Below are 18,231 nucleotides of genomic sequence, written 5' to 3'. Positions count from 1 at the left end.
TGATGTGGGCGCACGGTGACTCAAGGGGGAATCGGCGTCAATCAGGCTGAGCTGATTGTCGCTCAGGTCTGTAGTACCTAGCAGTTCTGCTAGTAGGCAATGGATGAAAACAAGCTGATTCTGATAGCCCGTCTTTTTGGTACTGACACGGAGACCAGTCAATGCCTTCGCACTCTCGCAAAACGATTCTGCTGGCAACCGATCATCAGCGCTCGGTAATAAACGCCCTGGTCGAAAATCGGCGACAACCCATCGCCTACACACCCTATGGTCATCGCCCAGCCGAAAACGGCTTGCTCAGCCTGCTGGGTTTCAACGGCGAACGGCCGGACCCGCTGACCGGGCATTATCATTTGGGTAACGGATATCGGCAGTTCATTCCTGTGTTGATGCGGTTTAATAGCCCGGATAGCTGGAGTCCGTTTGGGGAGGGTGGGTTGAATGCGTATGGGTATTGCGACGGAGATCCCGTGAATCGGGCAGATCCAACGGGGCACGCCTGGGGACTTTTGAAAGCGCTGAGACGGATTAATATCCTCAAGAAGAAAACCAGAATCCCCAAAGAAATGGAAAATTACGCCTTCATCGAAAAACCAAAGACGTCGTTTGATAAAAAAGTAGCTAAACAAATCGATAGAGACTTCAGAAAAGGTAAACCGCCAGCCGAGAAAGTACAAAAACGAGAAGACCGTTATTGGAAAACGGAAATACAAAAAACCGGTAAAAGACCAGATGAGCTAATTGCTCAAGCTAAGGAGAGGTTTGAAAAAAATCGCCCACCTGATACCTCTCCCCCCTCCTTGACGCATGTAGTGCTCCCATCCAATCTGAGGGAAAAATCGATCGACGAAATAATCGATCAAAATAAGAAAACCGAACTCATTCGGACGGGCTCAAGTAGCTCTACCTAACTAGGCAAGGCAACACTTGCGGTTGATTAGTTGTAGTGATTCGTGAGAAGTGAATCAACAGTCCGGCTTATCCGCCGTAAAACGCCGAGCCGGATTCACCGCCGCGCCAAACTCACGCAATGCCTTGGCCCCAATCAACAACGGGTAGTTGAAGCTGCTGCGGTCCGTCAGGTTGACCTCGACCGTGCGCTTGACGTTGCCCAGGCACAATTCCAGATCGACCACCGGACGCTTGCTGGGCGCGGCAGTGTCTTCTTCTTCGTCCTCTTCGGAACGGGTCTTGATTTTGCTGATCCGCGAGACTTTATGCTCGTAGACCTTGTTGCTCGCATCCTTGGTCGCGAGGCGGAAACGTACCCAGTCTTCACCGTCTCGCTTGAAGGTTTCGATGTCCTTGGCCGACAGCGACGCGGTCAGGGCACCGGTGTCCATCTTGGCCTTTAGCACTTCGCCGCCGATTTCCGGCAGCGCGATGTATTCGTAACGTCCGTACAGCGTGGGCTCGGCGGCCATGACCGGCAGAGCCAGAAGAGAAAGCAGTGCGAGGAGCGATTTCACGTATGGGGCTTCCTTGAGCAATGGGCAGCGAAATTTTAGACAGTCAGTTGGCAATTCGTTCGTTCTTGGAATCGCTTCGCGGGCAAGCCACGCTCCCACAGGGTTTTGTGTCGTTCACACATCTTGTGTACACCCCCAATCCACTGTGGGAGCGGGCTTGCCCGCGAAGAGGCCGGTACAATCGCCACAGTAATGTGACCGGATACTCCAACCCAGCCTACCCATCCAATGGTGAAACATTCGTCAGCACCGATTTGGCCTGTCGCCCGAAGCTGCTTATCATTGCGCGCCCAACCGCTTCCACGAGTGACTTATGCGCCGCCTGCTCACCGGCTGTTTCGTGACCCTGCTGCTCCTGCTCAACACCCTGATCCTGATCGGACCGTTGATGGTGTTTGCCCTGCTCAAACTGATCCTGCCCGGCCGTTTTCGCGATTACGCCTCATGGTCGGTGATGTGGATCGCCGAGACCTGGTCCGAGATCGACAAGCTGATCTTCCGTGTCTGCATCCCTACCCAATGGGACATCCGTGGCGGTGACGATCTGCGTCGCGACACTTCATACCTGGTGATCAGCAACCATCAATCCTGGGTCGACATCCCGGCGCTGATCCAGACGCTGAACCGGCGCACGCCGTTCTTCAAATTCTTCCTCAAGAAAGAGCTGATCTGGGTGCCCTTCCTGGGCCTGGCGTGGTGGGCGCTGGATTACCCGTTCATGAAGCGCTACAGCAAGGCGTTCCTGGCCAAATACCCGGAACTGGCCGGCAAGGATCTGGAAATCACCAAACAGGCCTGCGAATTGTTCAAGCGCCAACCGGTGACGGTGGTCAACTACCTCGAAGGCACCCGCTTCACGGCGGCTAAATGTGCCCAGCAACAGTCACCGTTCAATCACCTGCTCAAGCCCAAGGCCGGCGGGGTGGCCTTTGTGCTGGCGGCGATGGGTGAGCAGCTGGACGCGATCCTCGATGTGACAGTGGTTTTCCCGCAGCAGACGATTCCGGGGTTCTGGGACTTGATCAGCGGCAATGTTCCGCGGGTCATCATCGACATCAAGACTCGCGAACTCGACCCGGCGCTGTGGCAGGGCGATTACGAAAACGACCCTGCGTTTCGCGAGAAGGTCCAGAACTGGGTCAACCGGCTCTGGATCGAGAAGGATCGGCGCATCGAGGCGTTACGCGCCGGGAGCCGCTGAATCAGCTACCGGTGTCGGTGCCCCAGATGCTGCCCAGGCTGCTCAGCAGCGAACCGCCGACGCCCTGCTGACCGAAGTATTGCAGGAGTACCGGGGCAAACTGGCCGATCATGCCGCTGTCCATGCCCAGGGCGCTGAAGGCGTTGTTCAGGTCGTTGGTGTCCTTGACGTTGCCCAAGGCGTTGTCCAGCCCTGCTGCTTTGCCGCTGGAGCCGAGCAGACCGGCCAGTGCCCCCAATTCCCCGCCGCCCGAGAGCATGTCGATGCCCGGCACGCTTTTGGCCAATTCCGAGTAGTCGGTCGAGCTCAACTGGTTCTTCGCCAGCCCCAGCATCGCCCCGGCACCGCCAACGGCTTGCTCTGGGGTGATGTCCAATTCACTGAGGGTGCTCAGCAGGTTGGCGGTCTGCGGTGTCGGTGCAGCAGTCGCGGCCGCGTCATCGCCCTTCATGCCGGCAATGGCATTGACCGCATCGCCCAAATTGAACTGTGCGAAGACCGGGCTGGCTGCCAGGGTCAGGAGTGATGCCAGTGCAAAACCGCGTGAAATCTTCATTCAGACATCCTCTGCGTCATGAAAAACGCCCGGCTTACGGGCGCAATGCTGCCGATTTGACCGGGCAGACGCGGGCATGTTCCTCAGGTTTCCACCCATTTCCTATCCGCTCGTCACAAAGCAGCCCCGAAGTCTGCGGCACTATCAGATCTGCCAGTAGGCGGATCTGTTCGAATGCGACACAGTAAAACCCTGGATCGACAAACTCATTCAGGAACCCGGCCATGCTCCCCACTCGAGAAACGCTCTGCAGTTACCGCTACGACCCGCTGGATCGTCTGGTTGATTGCACTCCCTCTGCGCAGTCCCCCCACCCGACGCTTTTACTTGAAAGATCGTCTGGCCACAGAGATTCAAGACGCGGTGCAGCGTTCGATCATGCAGCATGAGGATCAACTGCTGGCGCAGCAGCAGCGTCAGAGCGGGGCCGTGGAAGCGCGCTTGCTTGCCACTGATCAACAGCGTTCGGTTTTGAATGTACTTGATGTCGCTCGGCAACACCCCCTCGCCTACTCACCCTATGGTCATCGCCCTGCGGAAAGTGGCTTGCTCAGCCTGCTGGGTTTCAACGGCGAACGGCTTGACCCGGTGACGGGGTGTTATTTGTTGGGGAACGGGTATCGGGCGTTTAACCCTGTGTTGATGCGGTTTAACAGTCCGGATAGTTGGAGTCCGTTTGGGAAGGGTGGGTTGAATGGGTATGCGTATTGCAGTGGAGACCCCATCAATCAAAGCGATCAGACTGGGCATGTTGCACGAAAGCTAATCAGCATTTTGAAAAGTGATAAAATTCCATTTATGGGTTCGCTCAAAAAATTGATTTCTCGGAAGACCAGGACCTCTAGAAACGGTATCAATACAAGCGGAGCAATTGAGAATACACCCCGCGCTAGCACCCCCCCTCCTCCAAGTTACGCCGATACTTTCCCTCCCAGCTATGAAAGTGCAGTCCCAGTAGAAAACAGACCTGCGTTTTCCCCAACACCCACCGACTTCAAATTTGACGTTCAACAAAAACTGCTAACAGCGATTAAAAATAGCCAAATCAATCTATCTCAACTCGTACTTGACCAACACAAAAATATTGGACACTCAATAAAAGCACCTTTGGCCACAAACTCGCACCTATATAGATCCATCACTACCGGACAGGCAATTAAATTAAATCCGACGCAGCAAACAAAATCCATAGAAAGCCTCCACAAGCAGCTTAATTCCAAACAATACTTTCCAAGCTTCATTGAAGAACTTAAGAACAATAGTATCCAAAGTATAAATTTAGAAGATCTTCCTGAAAAAGTAAGAAGCATCATCCGCGACGCCTGAAATTTTTCGACAGGCTATTTTGGCAAGCGAACCTTAAGAACCTTTAACAAAGCTTACTACCTCACAAACCATCATCAGTCTGCAGCTCTATCAGAGCTGCCAGTAGGCGGCTCTGTTCGAATGCACCACAGTAAAACCCTGGATCGACAAACTCATTCAGGAACCCGGCCATGCTCCCCAATCGAGAAACGCGGCTCTGCAGTTACCGCTACGACCCGCTGGATCGTCTGGTTGATTGCACGCCCTCTGCGCAGCCCCCCACCCGACGCTTTTACCTGAAAGATCGTCTGGCCACCGAGATTCAAGACGCGGTGCAGCGTTCGATCATGCAGCACGAGGATCAACTGCTGGCGCAGCAGCAGCGTCAGAGTGGGGCAGTGGCGGCGCATTTGCTTGCCACTGATCAACAGCGTTCGGTTTTGAATGTACTTGATGTAGTTCGGCCACATCCCCTCGCCTACTCACCTTATGGCCATCGCCCGGCGGGGAACGGCTTACTCAGCCTGCTTGGCTTCAATGGTGAAAGACCGGATCCGGTGACGGGGTGCTATTTATTGGGGAATGGTTATCGGGCGTTTAACCCGGTGATGATGCGGTTTACCAGCCCGGATAGTTGGAGCCCGTTTGGGGAGGGGGGGATTAATGCGTATGGGTATTGCGCGGGAGATCCGGTAAGCAGAAACGATCCGAGCGGGCATGCATTTAATTTATTTACCATTAAGAAATTTAAGTTCTGGAAGTCAGCTCAGACGATCAAAAAATCCAGAAATACACCTGCGACGGTAGACTCGCTTGTAGGGACGTATAAAAGAACCGAACAAATCACAGCCGATCGAAGGAGCCCAGCGCATCTGCGACTCGATAAACAACGTACATTAAAAAGCATCGACGATCTCTTCGATGATACAAGTTCAACTACCCTTCACACCTCTTCAGCAACCGATCAGGCTGATGCCTCCTTCAAATCGGCCGTTCAAGAATTAATAACAAGTGAACAAAGAGCAATTAAACAGCTGATCAGCTCGAATGCAGCCTCAAAAAACGCCAATCAATCAGAACTTAATCTCATTGCAATCGGCGTAATAGACCAGAGAATATTGAAACTAGAACACACTTTAAGAACCACCCCCAACCCCCAGATATCCGCCCAAACAAGAGACATTATTCGCAACGAAAAAGGGTGACATTAAGTCACCCTTTTCCTTTTCTTAAAGACCCTTACGCCGCACTAAACATCTTATGCGGATCAATCACAAACTTCTTCGGCACGCCCGCGTCAAACTCGCCATAACCCTGCGGAGCCTGATCCAGGCTGATCACCTGAACGCCCACCACTTCGGCGATGTTGATACGGTCCCACATGATCGCTTGCATAAGCGCGCGGTTGTACTTCATCACCGGGGTCTGGCCGGTGTGGAAGCTGTGGGACTTGGCCCATCCCAGGCCGAAGCGGATGCTCAGGCTGCCCATTTTCGCGGCAGCGTCGACAGCGCCCGGGTCTTCGGTCACGTAGAGGCCGGGGATGCCGATCTTGCCTGCCACACGCACCACGCCCATCAGCGAGTTGAGTACGGTGGCAGGTGCTTCGTGTTTCACACCATCATGGCCATGGCCACGGGCTTCGAAACCAACGGCGTCGATGGCGCAATCCACTTCCGGCTCGCCCAGCAGTGCAGCGATCTGTTCGTGCAGCGGTGTGTCCAGGGACAAGTCGGCGATCTCGAAGCCCTGAGCCTTGGCGTGGGCCAGGCGCACGGTGTTGACGTCACCGATGATCACCACAGCCGCGCCCAACAGACGGGCCGAAGCAGCCGCCGCGAGGCCGACCGGACCGGCACCGGCGATGTACACGGTGCTGCCCGGGCCGACGCCAGCGGTCACGGCGCCGTGATAGCCGGTCGGCAGGATGTCGGAGAGGCAGGTCAGGTCGCGGATTTTTTCCATCGCCCGGTCGCGATCCGGCAGTTTCAGCAGGTTGAAGTCGGCGTACGGCACCATGGCGTATTCGGCCTGGCCACCGGTCCAGTCGCCCATGTCGACGTAACCATAAGCACCGCCCGGACGCGCCGGGTTGACGCTCAGGCAGACGCCTGTGTGCATTTCTTTGCAGGAACGGCAGCGCCCGCAAGCCACGTTGAACGGTACGGACACCAGATCACCGATCTGCAGGTTCTCGACGTCGCTGCCCTTTTCGATCACTTCACCGGTGATCTCGTGACCCAGGACCAGGCCGGTTTGAGCGGTGGTACGGCCGCGCACCATGTGCTGGTCGGAACCACAGATATTGGTGGAAACCACGCGCAGGATGACCGCGTGGTTAATTTTCCTGCCACGCGGGTCCTGCATTTTCGGATAATCAATACTCTGCACTTCGACCTTGCCAGCGCCGAGATACACCACACCACGATTGCCAGACATGCTTTCACCTCGCTGTTGTTTTTATGGAACCGCGTTGCCCAGGCAGGCAGCGCGTTAAATGCTCGGGTTATTGCCGTTGTCATTTGTGTTGCTTATAAGGGCCTCATCGCGAGCAAGCTCGCTCCCACAGGTTTTTGTGTCGTTCACAAATCTTGTGTCCGCCCCCGATCCACTGTGGGAGCGAGCTTGCTCGCGATGGCGATTTAAAGAACGACCGTACGATTGGCGTTCAAAAACACCCTTCTCTCAATGTGATACCCGACGGCCCGCGCCAGTGTCAGCCCTTCGATATCCCGCCCCTTGGCGATCAGGTCTTCCGGATAATGGCTGTGGTCCACTGCCTCCACACCCTGGGCAATGATCGGGCCTTCATCCAGGTCGTTGTTAATGTAATGCGCGGTGGCGCCCACCAGTTTCACGCCCTTGTTGTAGGCCTGGTGGTAGGGCTTGGCGCCCTTGAAACCGGGCAGCAGGGAGTGGTGGATGTTGATCGCCTTGCCATCGAGCTTGCGGCATAGCTCCGGCGACAGCACTTGCATGTAGCGCGCAAGGATCACCAGTTCCGCACCGGACTCTTCAATGATCTGCCAAACCTGACGCTCCTGCGCCGGCTTGTCGTTCGGATCCAGCGGGAAGTGGTAGTACGGAATCTGGTGCCAGTCAGCCAGTGGCTTGAGGTCCGGGTGGTTGGAGACCACGGCGGCCACGTCCATCGACAACTGGCCGATGCGCTGGCGATAGAGCAAATCGTTGAGGCAGTGATCGGCCTTGGAAACCATGATCACCACTTTCGGCCGGTAGTTCGGCGCGGTCAGTTCGAAGATCATGCCGAAGGCTTCACCGCGCTCGGCGAGGCCCGCGCGGAAGGACTGCTCATCGAAACCGTCAGGCTGGCGGAATTCCACACGAATGAAGAAACGGCCCGAGAGTCGGTCATCGAAGGAATGGTGCTCGGTGACGTAGCAGCCCTGCTCGAACAGAAAGCGGGTCACCGCGTCCACGGTGCCGAGGACGCTGGGGCAGTCGGCGGTCAGAATCCATGTGTCTGGGGCGCGGCTCATGGTGCGGTGACTCCTGTGATATCTAAAGATGACGCTGCATCTTGTGGGAGCGAGCTTGCTCGCGATGGGCGTCAACGATAACGCGTACTTACTGGATCAACGCGTCGCCCTCAAGTCCATCGCGAGCAAGCTCGCTCCCACAAGTGATCGCCTCCATGGCGGGTGGTGATCAAGCTTGAACGCTGAGGCCGAATTCGGCAGAAGCATCCTGCAACCACAGCCACCAGTAATCCGAGAAGCTGCGACGAATCAGCAGTTCCCAGGTGTCTTCGGCGGTGTGACGGATCATCAATTGCGACTTGGCGAACACCGTGCCGACGGCTTTGCCCACCGGGAAGTTGTTCGGGTGCACGTCGTAGCTGGTGGACTTCATCAGTACCTGGCGCACGTTCGGGCCGCTCAGTTCGAGGAGTTGCTGGCCGCCGCTGACGTTGACGATTGCAATGTGCAAATCGCCCAGTGCTGCACGCAGTTTTTGCTCGGCGGCAAGTTCTTCACCGGTCGGCACGATCAGCAGCCACTCATCCGGCCCCATCCATTGCAGACTGGTTTCGCCTTTGACGATGACGCTCAGCGCGCCCGGCAACTCGATGCCCAGGGCCTTGTGCACGCCCGCGGCAAACGCGGCATCGTGGCCATCGCCGCGGATGGTCAGGTGGCCGAGGAGTTTTTTCTCGCGCACGGTCACGCCGGCGTTCTTGCGACCCTTGCCCACCAGGCTGGCGAGGTCGGCGTGATGCAGCGACGACTCGGCCTTGGCCCCGGAGGTTGGGCGTTGTTGGTAAACATTGGCTGCGGTCATAAAGCACCTGCTCTAAATTCTGTTGGCTTCTGTGGAGACTGTTCTGCCGCCTTCGCGAGCAAGCCCGCTCCCACATTGATTGATGCCTGACTCATATTCCCTTGTCGACTTCGGTCCTGTGGGAGCGGGCTTGCTCGCGAAAGCGGCAGCAGGCTCACCACAGGATCCAAGGCCATTAAACGTTCTGGCGCTCACCCTTCGGATCAAAGAACACCGAAGAAACGATTTCCGCCTCGATCACGCTGCCGTCGGCCAGCGGTGCGAACACTCGCTCGCCCATCCGCTGCAACCCGCCCTTGACCACGCCCATGGCAAACGAATAGCCCAGGGAGTTGTGCAGGTAACTGGAAGTCACGTGACCCACCATGGTCATCGGGATGGCTTGCTTGGTGTTGAACACCAGTTGCGCACCTTCCGGCAGCCACTTGGTCGGATCGATCGGCTTCAGGCCAACCAGCTGTTTGCGCTGATCACGCACGCAGTCTTCACGGTTCATGCCACGCCAGCCGATCCACGAGAACGGTTTGGTGCGACCGACACACCAGCCCATGTTCAGGTCGTCCGGGGTCATCGAGCTGTCAGTGTCCTGACCGACGATGATGAAGCCCTTCTCGGCCCGCAGCACGTGCATGGTTTCTGTGCCGTACGGCGTCAGGTTGTACTTCTTGCCGGCGTCGACGATTTTTTCCAGCACGCCCATGGCGTAGTCGGCTTGCACGTTGACTTCGTACGACAGTTCACCGGTAAACGAAATCCGGAACACCCGCGCCGGCACACCACCGACCAGACCTTCTTTCCAGGTCATGAACGGGAAGGCTTCGCTGCTCAGGTCGATGTCGGTGACTTCAGCAAGCAGCTTGCGGCTGTTCGGCCCGGACAGGGTCATGGTCGCCCAGTGGTCGGTGACGGAGGTGAAGTACACCTTCATGTCCGGCCATTCGGTCTGGTGGTACAGCTCCAGCCACTGCAGCACACGAGCCGCGCCGCCGGTGGTGGTGGTCATGACGAAATGGTTGTCGGCCAGGCAAGCCGTCACGCCGTCGTCGAAGACCATGCCGTCTTCTTTGCACATCAGGCCGTAACGGGCCTTGCCCACATCGAGCTTGGTCCAGGCGTTGGTGTAGACGCGGTTGAGGAACTCACGCGCATCCGGGCCCTGGATGTCGATCTTGCCCAGGGTCGAAGCATCGAGCAGGCCGACGCTGTCGCGCACGGCTTTGCATTCGCGCTTCACCGCGGCATGCAGGTCTTCACCGGATTTCGGGAAGTACCAAGGACGCTTCCACTGGCCGACGTCTTCGAACTCGGCGCCGTTTTTCAGGTGCCATTGATGCAGTGCGGTGTAACGCACCGGCTCGAAGATGTGTCCGCAGTGACGACCGGCCACGGCGCCGAAAGTCACCGGCGTGTAGTTCGGACGGAACATGGTGGTGCCCATCTGCGGGATGGTCACGTTCAGCGAGCGGGCAGCGATGGCCAGACCGTTGACGTTGCCGAGCTTGCCCTGATCGGTGCCGAAGCCCAGTGCGGTGTAGCGCTTGACGTGCTCGACCGACTCGAAGCCCTCGCGGGTCGCCAGTTCGATGGCGGCGGCGGTGACATCGTTTTGCAAGTCGACGAATTGCTTCGGTGCCCGTGCGGTGCTCTTTTCATGGGGCACCTGGAACAGCGCCAGGGTCGGCTCTTCGAGACGGCTCAGGGCTTTCGGCAGTACGCCTTCAACCGTCTGGAATCCGGCTTCAGCAGCGGCGCGAGCGCCACCTTCAAAACCGTCGGCCAGGGAATCGCCAAGGCCGTAGACGCCGTTGATGCCGCCGACACACACGCGTTTCTGCGGTGCTTCGCCCGGTACGAAACCGAGGATGTCTTCACGCCAGATCGGCTTGCCACCCAGGTGCGAAGCCAAGTGAACCACCGGGCTGTAGCCACCGGAGCTGGCGACGACGTCGCAGTCGAGCCATTCGCCAGGGCTGGTCACGGTGTGGGCTTTGACGTCGATGGCGGCCACACGGGCAGCGGTCACGTGCTTGCTGCCACGAGCCTCGATCACGGCACTGCCGGTGAGGATGCGGATGCCTTTGGCGCGGGCTTCTTCCACCAGCGCACCACGCGGATTGCTGCGGGCGTCGGCGATGGCCACCACTTGCAGGCTGGCATCGAGCCAATCCAGGGCAACGCGGTAGGCGTGGTCGTTGTTGGTCGACAGCACCAGCTTCTTGCCCGGTGCCACGCCGTAACGACGCACGTAGGTCGAGATGGCGCCGGCGAGCATGTTGCCCGGCACGTCGTTGTTGCCGTAGACCAATGGACGCTCGTGAGCGCCGGTTGCCAGTACCACGCGATTGGCGCGGACCCGGTGAATGCGCTGACGCACCTGGCCAATCGGTGCGCGGTCGCCGAGGTGATCGGTCAGGCGCTCGTGAATGGTCAGGAAGTTGTGGTCGTGGTAGCCGTTGACGGTGGCGCGCGGCAACAGCAGCACGTCCGGGGTGTTCTTCAGCTCGTCGATGACGCTGGCCACCCACTCCATCGCAGGCTTGCCGTCGAGGCTTTCGCGGGAATCGAGCAGGCTGCCGCCGAACTCTTCCTGTTCATCGGCGAGGATCACCCGGGCACCGCTGCGCGCAGCCGCCAGGGCAGCCGCCAGGCCAGCAGGGCCGGCACCGACGATCAGCACGTCGCAGTGCTGGTTCATGTAGTCGTAGGTGTCCGGATCGTTTTCGGTCGGCGAGCGACCAAGACCGGCGGCCTTACGAATGTACTTCTCGTAGGTCATCCAGAACGATTGCGGGTACATGAAGGTTTTGTAGTAGAAGCCCGGTGGCATCAGCTTGCCGCCGACCTTGCCGAGAATCCCCATCATGTCGTTGTTCACGCTCGGCCAGCCGTTGGTGCTGGTGGCGACCAGGCCCTGATACAGCGCCTGTTGCGTAGCACGCACGTTCGGGATCTGCGTGGCTTCGGTGGCGCCGATCTGCAGCACCGCGTTCGGCTCTTCGGCACCGGCGGCGAAGATGCCGCGCGGACGAGAATACTTGAAGCTGCGACCGATGATATCGACGCCGTTGGCCAGCAGTGCAGCGGCCAGGGAATCGCCTTCGAAGCCTTTGTAGTTCTGGCCGTTGAAGGTGAAGGTCAAGACTTTGTTGCGGTCGATCCGTCCGCCGTTGGACAGGCGATTGATCTGGCTCATACCTTCTCTCCCAGAGCCGTGCTGGCCGCTTTCGGGCTATCGGTCTTGTCGGTGAATTGTGGCTTGGTGCCGATCTTGTAGGTTTCGAGAATCTCGTAGGTCACGGTGTCGCGGGTGACGTTGAAGTACTGACGGCAACCGGCAACGTGATCCCACAGCTCGTGGTGCAGACCGCGCGGGTTATCGCGGAAGAACATGTAGTCGCCCCACTCCTCGTCGGTGCAACTGCTCGGGTCCAGTGGGCGCGGGATGTGCGCCTGGCCGGATGCATGGAATTCCTCTTCGGAGCGCAGTTCGCCGCAGTGAGGACAGAAGATATGCAACATAGGGATTTCTCCTGTTAGTGGGCGACTGCTGCAGCGCCGTGTTCGTCGATCAACGCACCGCTGTGGAAACGGTCGATGGAGAAAGGTGCGGCCAGTGGGTGCATTTCACCCTTGGCCAGGCTTGCGGCAAATACGTTGCCCGAGCCAGGTGTAGCCTTGAAGCCACCGGTGCCCCAACCGCAGTTGAAGAACATGTTCGGTACCGGGGTTTTCGAAATGATCGGGCAGGCATCCGGCGTGGTGTCGACGATGCCGCCCCACTGACGGTTCATGCGTACCCGCGACAGCACCGGGAACATCTCGACGATGGCCTGGATGGTGTGTTCGATCACCGGGTACGAACCACGCTGGCCGTAGCCGTTGTAGCCGTCGATACCGGCGCCGATCACCAGGTCGCCCTTGTCGGACTGGCTGATGTAACCGTGTACGGCGTTGGACATGATCACGCTGTCGATAATCGGCTTGATCGGCTCGGACACCAGCGCTTGCAGCGGGTGGGATTCGATCGGCAGGCGGAAACCGGCGAGCTTGGCCATGTGCCCGGAGTTACCGGCGGTCACGACGCCGACGCGCTTGGCGCCGATGAAGCCCTTGTTGGTTTCAACGCCGATGCACACGCCGTTTTCCTTGCGGAAACCGATCACTTCGGTCTGCTGGATCAGGTCCACGCCCAATGCATCGGCGGCCCGGGCAAAGCCCCAGGCCACGGCATCGTGACGGGCCACGCCGCCGCGACGCTGGACGGTGGCGCCCATCACCGGGTAGCGGGTGTTCTTGGAGCAGTCGAGGTACGGAATCTCGTCGGCAACCTGCTTGGCATCGAGCAGTTCACCGTCCACGCCGTTGAGGCGGTTGGCGCTGACCCGACGCTCGGAATCACGAATGTCCTGCAGGGTGTGGCACAGGTTGTAGACGCCACGCTGGGAGAACATCACGTTGTAGTTGAGGTCCTGGGACAGACCTTCCCACAGTTTCATCGCGTGTTCGTACAGGTGCGCCGACTCGTCCCACAGGTAGTTGGAGCGAACGATGGTGGTGTTGCGCGCGGTGTTACCGCCGCCCAGCCAGCCTTTCTCGACCACGGCCACGTTGGTGATGCCGTGTTCCTTGGCCAGGTAGTAGGCCGTGGCCAGACCATGCCCGCCACCACCGACGATGACCACGTCGTAGACCTTTTTAGGGGTCGGCGTGCGCCACATTTTCTGCCAGTTTTCATGATGGCTGAGAGAGTGTTTGAAGAGGCCGAAGCCCGAGTAGCGTTGCATAGTCATTTACTCCAAAACCGCACTCAGCGATAAACCGGGAAGTCCGCGCACAGGGCTGCCACTTGCTCGGCGACATTGGCCTCGACATCGGCGTCGCCGAGGTTGTCGAGGATGTCGCAGATCCAGCCGGCCAGCGTGACGCACTGGGTCACCTTGAAGCCGCGAGTGGTGACCGCCGGGGTGCCGATGCGCAGGCCAGAGGTCACGAACGGCGACTGTGGATCGTTCGGGACAGCGTTCTTGTTCACAGTGATGTGGGCGCGACCGAGTGCTGCATCCGCCTCTTTGCCGGTGAGGCCCTGACGGATCAGGCTGACCAGGAACAGGTGGTTGTCGGTACCGCCGGACACTACATCGTAGCCGCGTTTGATAAACACGCCGGCCATGGCCTGGGCGTTGTCGATCACTTGCTGCTGATAAGCCTTGAAGCCAGGCTCCAGCGCTTCCTTGAAGCACACCGCCTTACCGGCGATCACGTGCATCAGCGGGCCGCCCTGGGCACCGGGGAAAACTGCTGCGTTGAGCTTCTTCTCGATTTCTTCGTTGGACTTGGCCAGGATCAGGCCGCCACGCGGACCGCGCAGGGTCTTGTGGGTAGTGGTGGTGACCACATCGGCGTAAGGCAGCGGGTTCGGGTACAGACCAGCGGCAACCAGACCGGCCACGTGGGCCATGTCGACGAACAGCAGCGCACCGACCTTGTCGGCGATCTGGCGGAAGCGCGGGAAGTCGAGGGTCTTGGAGTAGGCCGAGAAGCCGGCGACGATCATCTTCGGCTTGTGCTCGACGGCCAGGCGCTCGACTTCGTCGTAATCGATCAGGCCGGTGTTGGTGTCGATGCCGTACTGCACGGCGTTGTACAACTTGCCCGAGGACGACACTTTGGCGCCGTGGGTCAGGTGACCGCCGTGGGCCAGGCTCATGCCGAGAATGGTGTCGCCGGCTTGCAGCAGGGCCAGGTACACGGCGCTGTTGGCCGAGGAGCCGGAGTGCGGCTGGACGTTGGCGTAATCGGCACCGAACAGTTGCTTGGCGCGCTCGATGGCCAGCGCCTCAACCTTGTCGACATGTTCGCAGCCACCGTAGTAGCGCTTGCCCGGATAACCTTCGGCGTATTTGTTGGTCAGGCCACTGCCTTGCGCTTCCATGACGCGCTTGCTGGTGTAGTTCTCTGACGCGATCAGCTCGATGTGATCTTCCTGACGTTGCTCCTCGGCATTCATCGCCGCCAGCAGTGCATCGTCGTAACCCTGGATCTTGTCTTGCTTGCTGAACATCGCGTCTCTCCCAGCGGCGGCGGTGCGCCATTCGTCTCGGTGAGGCACTGGCTTTTCGGCAGTGCCCTTTGGTAGCGATGGTATGACTGGCTTGGAGTCGTCAAATGCCTACGGGCGCCACGCAAAGGTGCGTTTACGACATGGCGGGAAATGGCAAGCCGCAAGCAAACCTCAAATCAGCCTGGATCCCTTGTGGGAGCGGGCTTGCTCGCGAATTCTGCGTATCAGTAAGTATTGAAGTGACTGACACCCCGCTTTCGCGAGCAAGCCCGCTGCCACAGGGTTATGCGAGCACCTGACGCAAAGTCAGCAAAGCGACGAAATGCGCGGGATACAGGGCATACGCCCAACGCCGCATCGGTGGTGGATTTACGCCCTTTGCGTGTCGCAACAAGAACAGCCCGAGCCATGGCGCAATCAGGCACGTGACGATGGCCGGAAACGCCGCGACATTGCCCAGGCGAGCGGCGTGATACAGCACCTGCCATTGATTGGCCGCCAGACAGACCAGCCCCGCCAATAGCGCGAAATACCAGGGTCGTTGAAGTACCAGCAGCAAGGCCAGCGGCAACAGAACGCCAAAGAAACCGAACATCAATCGCTGGGAGAAAAACCCCGCCAGCAGCAACGCACCGACGGCCAGCAGGCGCGGCGCAAGCACCGGCTGCTGCCAGCCACGAATCACCAGCAAGCCCAGCGCAAGGGTGGGCAACACGTTCAAGGTGTCGGGATTGTGAATATACATCCGGTAAGGAATTTCACTCACCGCGCTAAACAGCAACAACCAGCCCAGATAGCGCCATTGCCCACCGTCCACCACAACAGGCTTTCGTGACAGATTGGCCGCCATCGCCAGGCAGAACCACGGGAATGCCAGCCGCCCCGGCACATACAACAGATCGGCGGAATAACCGACATATCGCAGGTGATCGAGCACCATGCTTAAAAGCGCCAGCCACTTGAGCAGATCCAGTGCCCCGTCGCGCTGCTTTAAGTGCATGGCCTTGTGCATCGTCACGTGCATAATTGCCCTTCGACTGTGTATGTTCCCGACAGCGACATCCTGTGCGCTCCACCTGACGATCTTGGGTACAGTGCGCACCCTCATTGACCACGGGACGCTTCACCATAGGCATCTCGACCACGGAAGCAGGCCATGACCGACAAGAGCCAACAATTCGCCAGCGACAACTATTCCGGCATCTGCCCTGAAGCCTGGGCCGCCATGGAGCAGGCCAACCACGGCCACCAGCGCGCATACGGCGACGACGAGTGGACCGCCCGCGCCTCCGACGGATTCCGCAAACTGTTCGAAACCGACTGCGAAGTGTTTTTTGCCTTCAACGGCACCGCCGCCAACTCGTTGGCGCTGTCGTCGTTGTGCCAGAGTTACCACAGCGTGATCTGCTCGGAAACTGCCCACGTCGAAACCGACGAATGCGGCGCCCCGGAATTCTTCTCCAACGGCTCCAAACTGCTGATCGCCCGTACTGAAAACGGCAAGTTGACCCCGGAATCGATCCGCGAGGTCGCGCTCAAGCGCCAGGACATCCACTACCCGAAACCCCGTGTGGTGACCCTGACCCAGGCCACCGAAGTCGGCAGCGTCTACACCCCGGACGAAATCAGCGCCATCAGCGCCACCTGCAAGGAACTGGGCCTGAACCTGCACATGGACGGCGCACGATTCTCCAACGCCTGCGCCTTCCTCGGCTGCACCCCGGCTGACCTGACCTGGAAGGCCGGCGTCGACGTGCTGTGCTTCGGCGGCACGAAGAACGGCATGGCCGTGGGCGAGGCGATTCTGTTCTTCAACCACAAACTGGCCGAAGACTTCGATTACCGCTGCAAACAGGCCGGACAGCTTGCTTCAAAAATGCGCTTCCTGTCGGCGCCGTGGGTCGGGATCCTGGAAAACGACGCCTGGCTCAAATACGCCAACCACGCCAACCACTGCGCGCAGTTGCTGGCCGAACTGGTCAGCGACATCCCCGGCGTGGAGCTGATGTTCCCGGTACAGGCAAACGGCGTGTTCCTGCAACTGTCGGAACCGGCCATCGCCGCACTGACCGCCAAGGGCTGGCGCTTCTACACCTTCATCGGCAACGGCGGCGCACGCTTCATGTGCTCGTGGGACACCGAGCAAGAGCGCGTGCGTGAATTGGCGAAGGACATTCGCGAAGTGATGTCTCACTAACCTCCCCCTGTAGGAGCGAGCCTGCTCGCGATGGGCGCTAACGAAAACGCGTGCTTTCTGGATAAACGCAGCGCCTTCAAGTCCATCGCGAGCAAGCTCGCTCCTACAAAAAGCCCCACAGCCTGACCGTTCGCACCTGAAGTCTTGGTCTACATTGTCTGTCGATCCGTACAGATAACAACAATCAGGAGCGTACGCATGTCATTGCAAGGCAAAACCCTGTTCATCACCGGCGCCAGCCGCGGCATTGGTCGCGAGATCGCGCTGCGGGCCGCACGCGACGGGGCCAACATTGTGATTGCGGCGAAAAGTGCGTCGCCACACCCCAAATTACCCGGCACGATTTTCAGCGTGGCCCAGGAAGTCGAAGCCGCAGGCGGCAAGGCACTGGCCCTGCAAGTGGATGTGCGCGATGAAGATGCCGTGCATCAGGCCCTGGCCCAGGCCAACGAACATTTCGGTGGCATCGATGCACTGATCAACAATGCCGGGGCGATCAAGCTCACCGGGGTTCAACATCTCGAACTCAAGCGCTTTGACCTGATGCACCAGATCAACACCCGCGCCGTATTGCTGTGCAGCCAGGCAGCGTTGCCGTACCTGAAGAAGTCCAGCGGCCATATCCTCAACCTCTCGCCGCCGCTGAACCTGGCCGCCAAGTGGTTCGCCCAATACAGCCCCTATACCGTGACCAAGTACGGCATGAGCATGCTGACCCTGGGCATGAGCGAGGAATTCAGGAATTACGGGATCAGCGTCAACTCGCTATGGCCACAGACGATGATCGCCACCGCTGCCATCGAGTTTCAGTTGGGGTCGAGGGAATCGTTCAAGCATGCGCGCCTGCCTGCGATCATGGCGGATGCGGCGCATGTGATTCTGAGCAGCGCAAACCGCAGCCTGACCGGGCGCTTGTTGATTGATGAGGAGATTCTGCGGGAAAGCGGTGTGACGGAGTTCGAACACTATCGGTTCGCGCCGGACAGCAACGACAAGCTGATGACCGACTTGTTTATCGACTAAACACCCTCCCCTGTAGGAGCGAGCCTGCTCGCGATGAACCTGAGAACACCGCGGGGGTCAGGTTGTCAGCGTTATCGTTGACGTCCATCGCGAGCAGGCTCGCTCCTACAGGGACTA

General features: G+C 58.9%; 15 protein-coding genes and 1 pseudogene. 6 read left to right on the top strand and 10 right to left on the bottom strand.

The features are described 5' to 3' along the window. Nucleotides 1-182: 182 nt before the first annotated feature. A pseudogene (locus KGB29_RS14805) lies at nucleotides 183-500 on the top strand (RHS repeat-associated core domain-containing protein); the annotation flags it as partial. Nucleotides 501-965: 465 nt separating this feature from the next. On the opposite strand, the gene KGB29_RS14800 reads toward KGB29_RS14805, so the two are convergent. Further along, complete coding sequence (locus KGB29_RS14800) at nucleotides 966-1,469, bottom strand: ATP-dependent zinc protease (protein ID WP_150813800.1); 504 nt, start codon at nucleotides 1,467-1,469, stop codon at nucleotides 966-968. A gap of 313 nt (nucleotides 1,470-1,782) precedes the next feature. On the opposite strand from KGB29_RS14800, the gene KGB29_RS14795 reads away from it, so the two are divergent. After that, entirely contained in the window at nucleotides 1,783-2,670 is an 888-nt protein-coding gene (locus KGB29_RS14795; RefSeq protein ID WP_150813799.1) for an acyltransferase, read from the top strand. A 1-nt stretch (nucleotide 2,671) separates the two neighbouring features. Here the strand turns inward: KGB29_RS14795 and KGB29_RS14790 are convergent, their stop codons facing one another. Further along, nucleotides 2,672-3,226 (bottom strand): DUF2780 domain-containing protein, encoded by a 555-nt coding sequence (locus tag KGB29_RS14790; protein WP_150813798.1) that lies wholly within the window; start codon nucleotides 3,224-3,226, stop codon nucleotides 2,672-2,674. 327 nt (nucleotides 3,227-3,553) lie between these two features. On the opposite strand from KGB29_RS14790, the gene KGB29_RS28895 reads away from it, so the two are divergent. Then, nucleotides 3,554-4,552 (top strand): RHS repeat-associated core domain-containing protein, encoded by a 999-nt coding sequence (locus KGB29_RS28895; protein WP_371319478.1) that lies wholly within the window; start codon nucleotides 3,554-3,556, stop codon nucleotides 4,550-4,552. A gap of 170 nt (nucleotides 4,553-4,722) precedes the next feature. Next, nucleotides 4,723-5,736 carry an RHS repeat-associated core domain-containing protein gene (locus tag KGB29_RS14780; RefSeq protein ID WP_150813797.1) on the top strand — a complete coding sequence of 338 codons (1,014 nt, stop codon included), beginning with the start codon at nucleotides 4,723-4,725 and terminating at the stop codon, nucleotides 5,734-5,736. Nucleotides 5,737-5,770: 34 nt separating this feature from the next. On the opposite strand, the gene fdhA is transcribed toward KGB29_RS14780, so the two are convergent. The 8 genes from fdhA to KGB29_RS14740 form a co-directional block, all read right to left on the bottom strand. Beyond that, entirely contained in the window at nucleotides 5,771-6,970 is a 1,200-nt protein-coding gene (gene fdhA / locus KGB29_RS14775) for a formaldehyde dehydrogenase, glutathione-independent (protein ID WP_090451825.1), read from the bottom strand. A gap of 203 nt (nucleotides 6,971-7,173) precedes the next feature. Then, complete coding sequence (gene purU, locus KGB29_RS14770; RefSeq protein ID WP_150813796.1) at nucleotides 7,174-8,031, bottom strand: formyltetrahydrofolate deformylase; 858 nt, start codon at nucleotides 8,029-8,031, stop codon at nucleotides 7,174-7,176. Between the two features lie 169 nt (nucleotides 8,032-8,200). Then, entirely contained in the window at nucleotides 8,201-8,833 is a 633-nt protein-coding gene (locus KGB29_RS14765) for a sarcosine oxidase subunit gamma (protein ID WP_150813795.1), read from the bottom strand. A 175-nt stretch (nucleotides 8,834-9,008) separates the two neighbouring features. Then, nucleotides 9,009-12,026 carry a sarcosine oxidase subunit alpha gene (locus KGB29_RS14760; RefSeq protein ID WP_102672491.1) on the bottom strand — a complete coding sequence of 1,006 codons (3,018 nt, stop codon included), beginning with the start codon at nucleotides 12,024-12,026 and terminating at the stop codon, nucleotides 9,009-9,011. After that, nucleotides 12,023-12,352, bottom strand: coding sequence for a sarcosine oxidase subunit delta (locus KGB29_RS14755; protein ID WP_057713000.1), 330 nt, complete (start codon nucleotides 12,350-12,352; stop codon nucleotides 12,023-12,025). The genes KGB29_RS14760 and KGB29_RS14755 overlap by 4 nt, the downstream gene beginning before the upstream one ends. A 14-nt stretch (nucleotides 12,353-12,366) precedes the next feature. Continuing rightward, on the bottom strand, nucleotides 12,367-13,617 hold the full coding sequence (locus tag KGB29_RS14750; protein ID WP_007907561.1) for a sarcosine oxidase subunit beta: 1,251 nt from the start codon (nucleotides 13,615-13,617) through the stop codon (nucleotides 12,367-12,369). A 23-nt stretch (nucleotides 13,618-13,640) separates the two neighbouring features. Beyond that, the gene (glyA, locus tag KGB29_RS14745) at nucleotides 13,641-14,894 is read right to left on the bottom strand and encodes a serine hydroxymethyltransferase (RefSeq protein WP_102672492.1); all 1,254 of its coding nucleotides are present in this window, start codon (nucleotides 14,892-14,894) and stop codon (nucleotides 13,641-13,643) included. 283 nt (nucleotides 14,895-15,177) lie between these two features. Then, complete coding sequence (locus KGB29_RS14740; protein WP_223508015.1) at nucleotides 15,178-15,894, bottom strand: TraX family protein; 717 nt, start codon at nucleotides 15,892-15,894, stop codon at nucleotides 15,178-15,180. 156 nt (nucleotides 15,895-16,050) lie between these two features. Here KGB29_RS14740 and KGB29_RS14735 point away from each other — a divergent pair, with 156 nt between their 5' ends. Together KGB29_RS14735 and KGB29_RS14730 are read left to right on the top strand one after the other, a co-directional pair. Next, nucleotides 16,051-17,091: a low specificity L-threonine aldolase gene (locus tag KGB29_RS14735; protein WP_150813794.1), complete on the top strand. Its 1,041-nt coding sequence runs from the start codon at nucleotides 16,051-16,053 to the stop codon at nucleotides 17,089-17,091. 198 nt (nucleotides 17,092-17,289) lie between these two features. Then, nucleotides 17,290-18,114 carry an SDR family oxidoreductase gene (locus KGB29_RS14730; protein WP_150813793.1) on the top strand — a complete coding sequence of 275 codons (825 nt, stop codon included), beginning with the start codon at nucleotides 17,290-17,292 and terminating at the stop codon, nucleotides 18,112-18,114. Nucleotides 18,115-18,231: the final 117 nt, after the last annotated feature.

The organism is Pseudomonas sp. BF-B-30, from assembly GCF_019956305.1.
Taxonomy (GTDB): Bacteria; Pseudomonadota; Gammaproteobacteria; order Pseudomonadales; family Pseudomonadaceae; genus Aquipseudomonas; species Aquipseudomonas jessenii.
The sequence above is the reverse complement of the archived record's forward strand: the minus strand, read 5'-3'. Positions and strand labels throughout refer to the sequence as shown.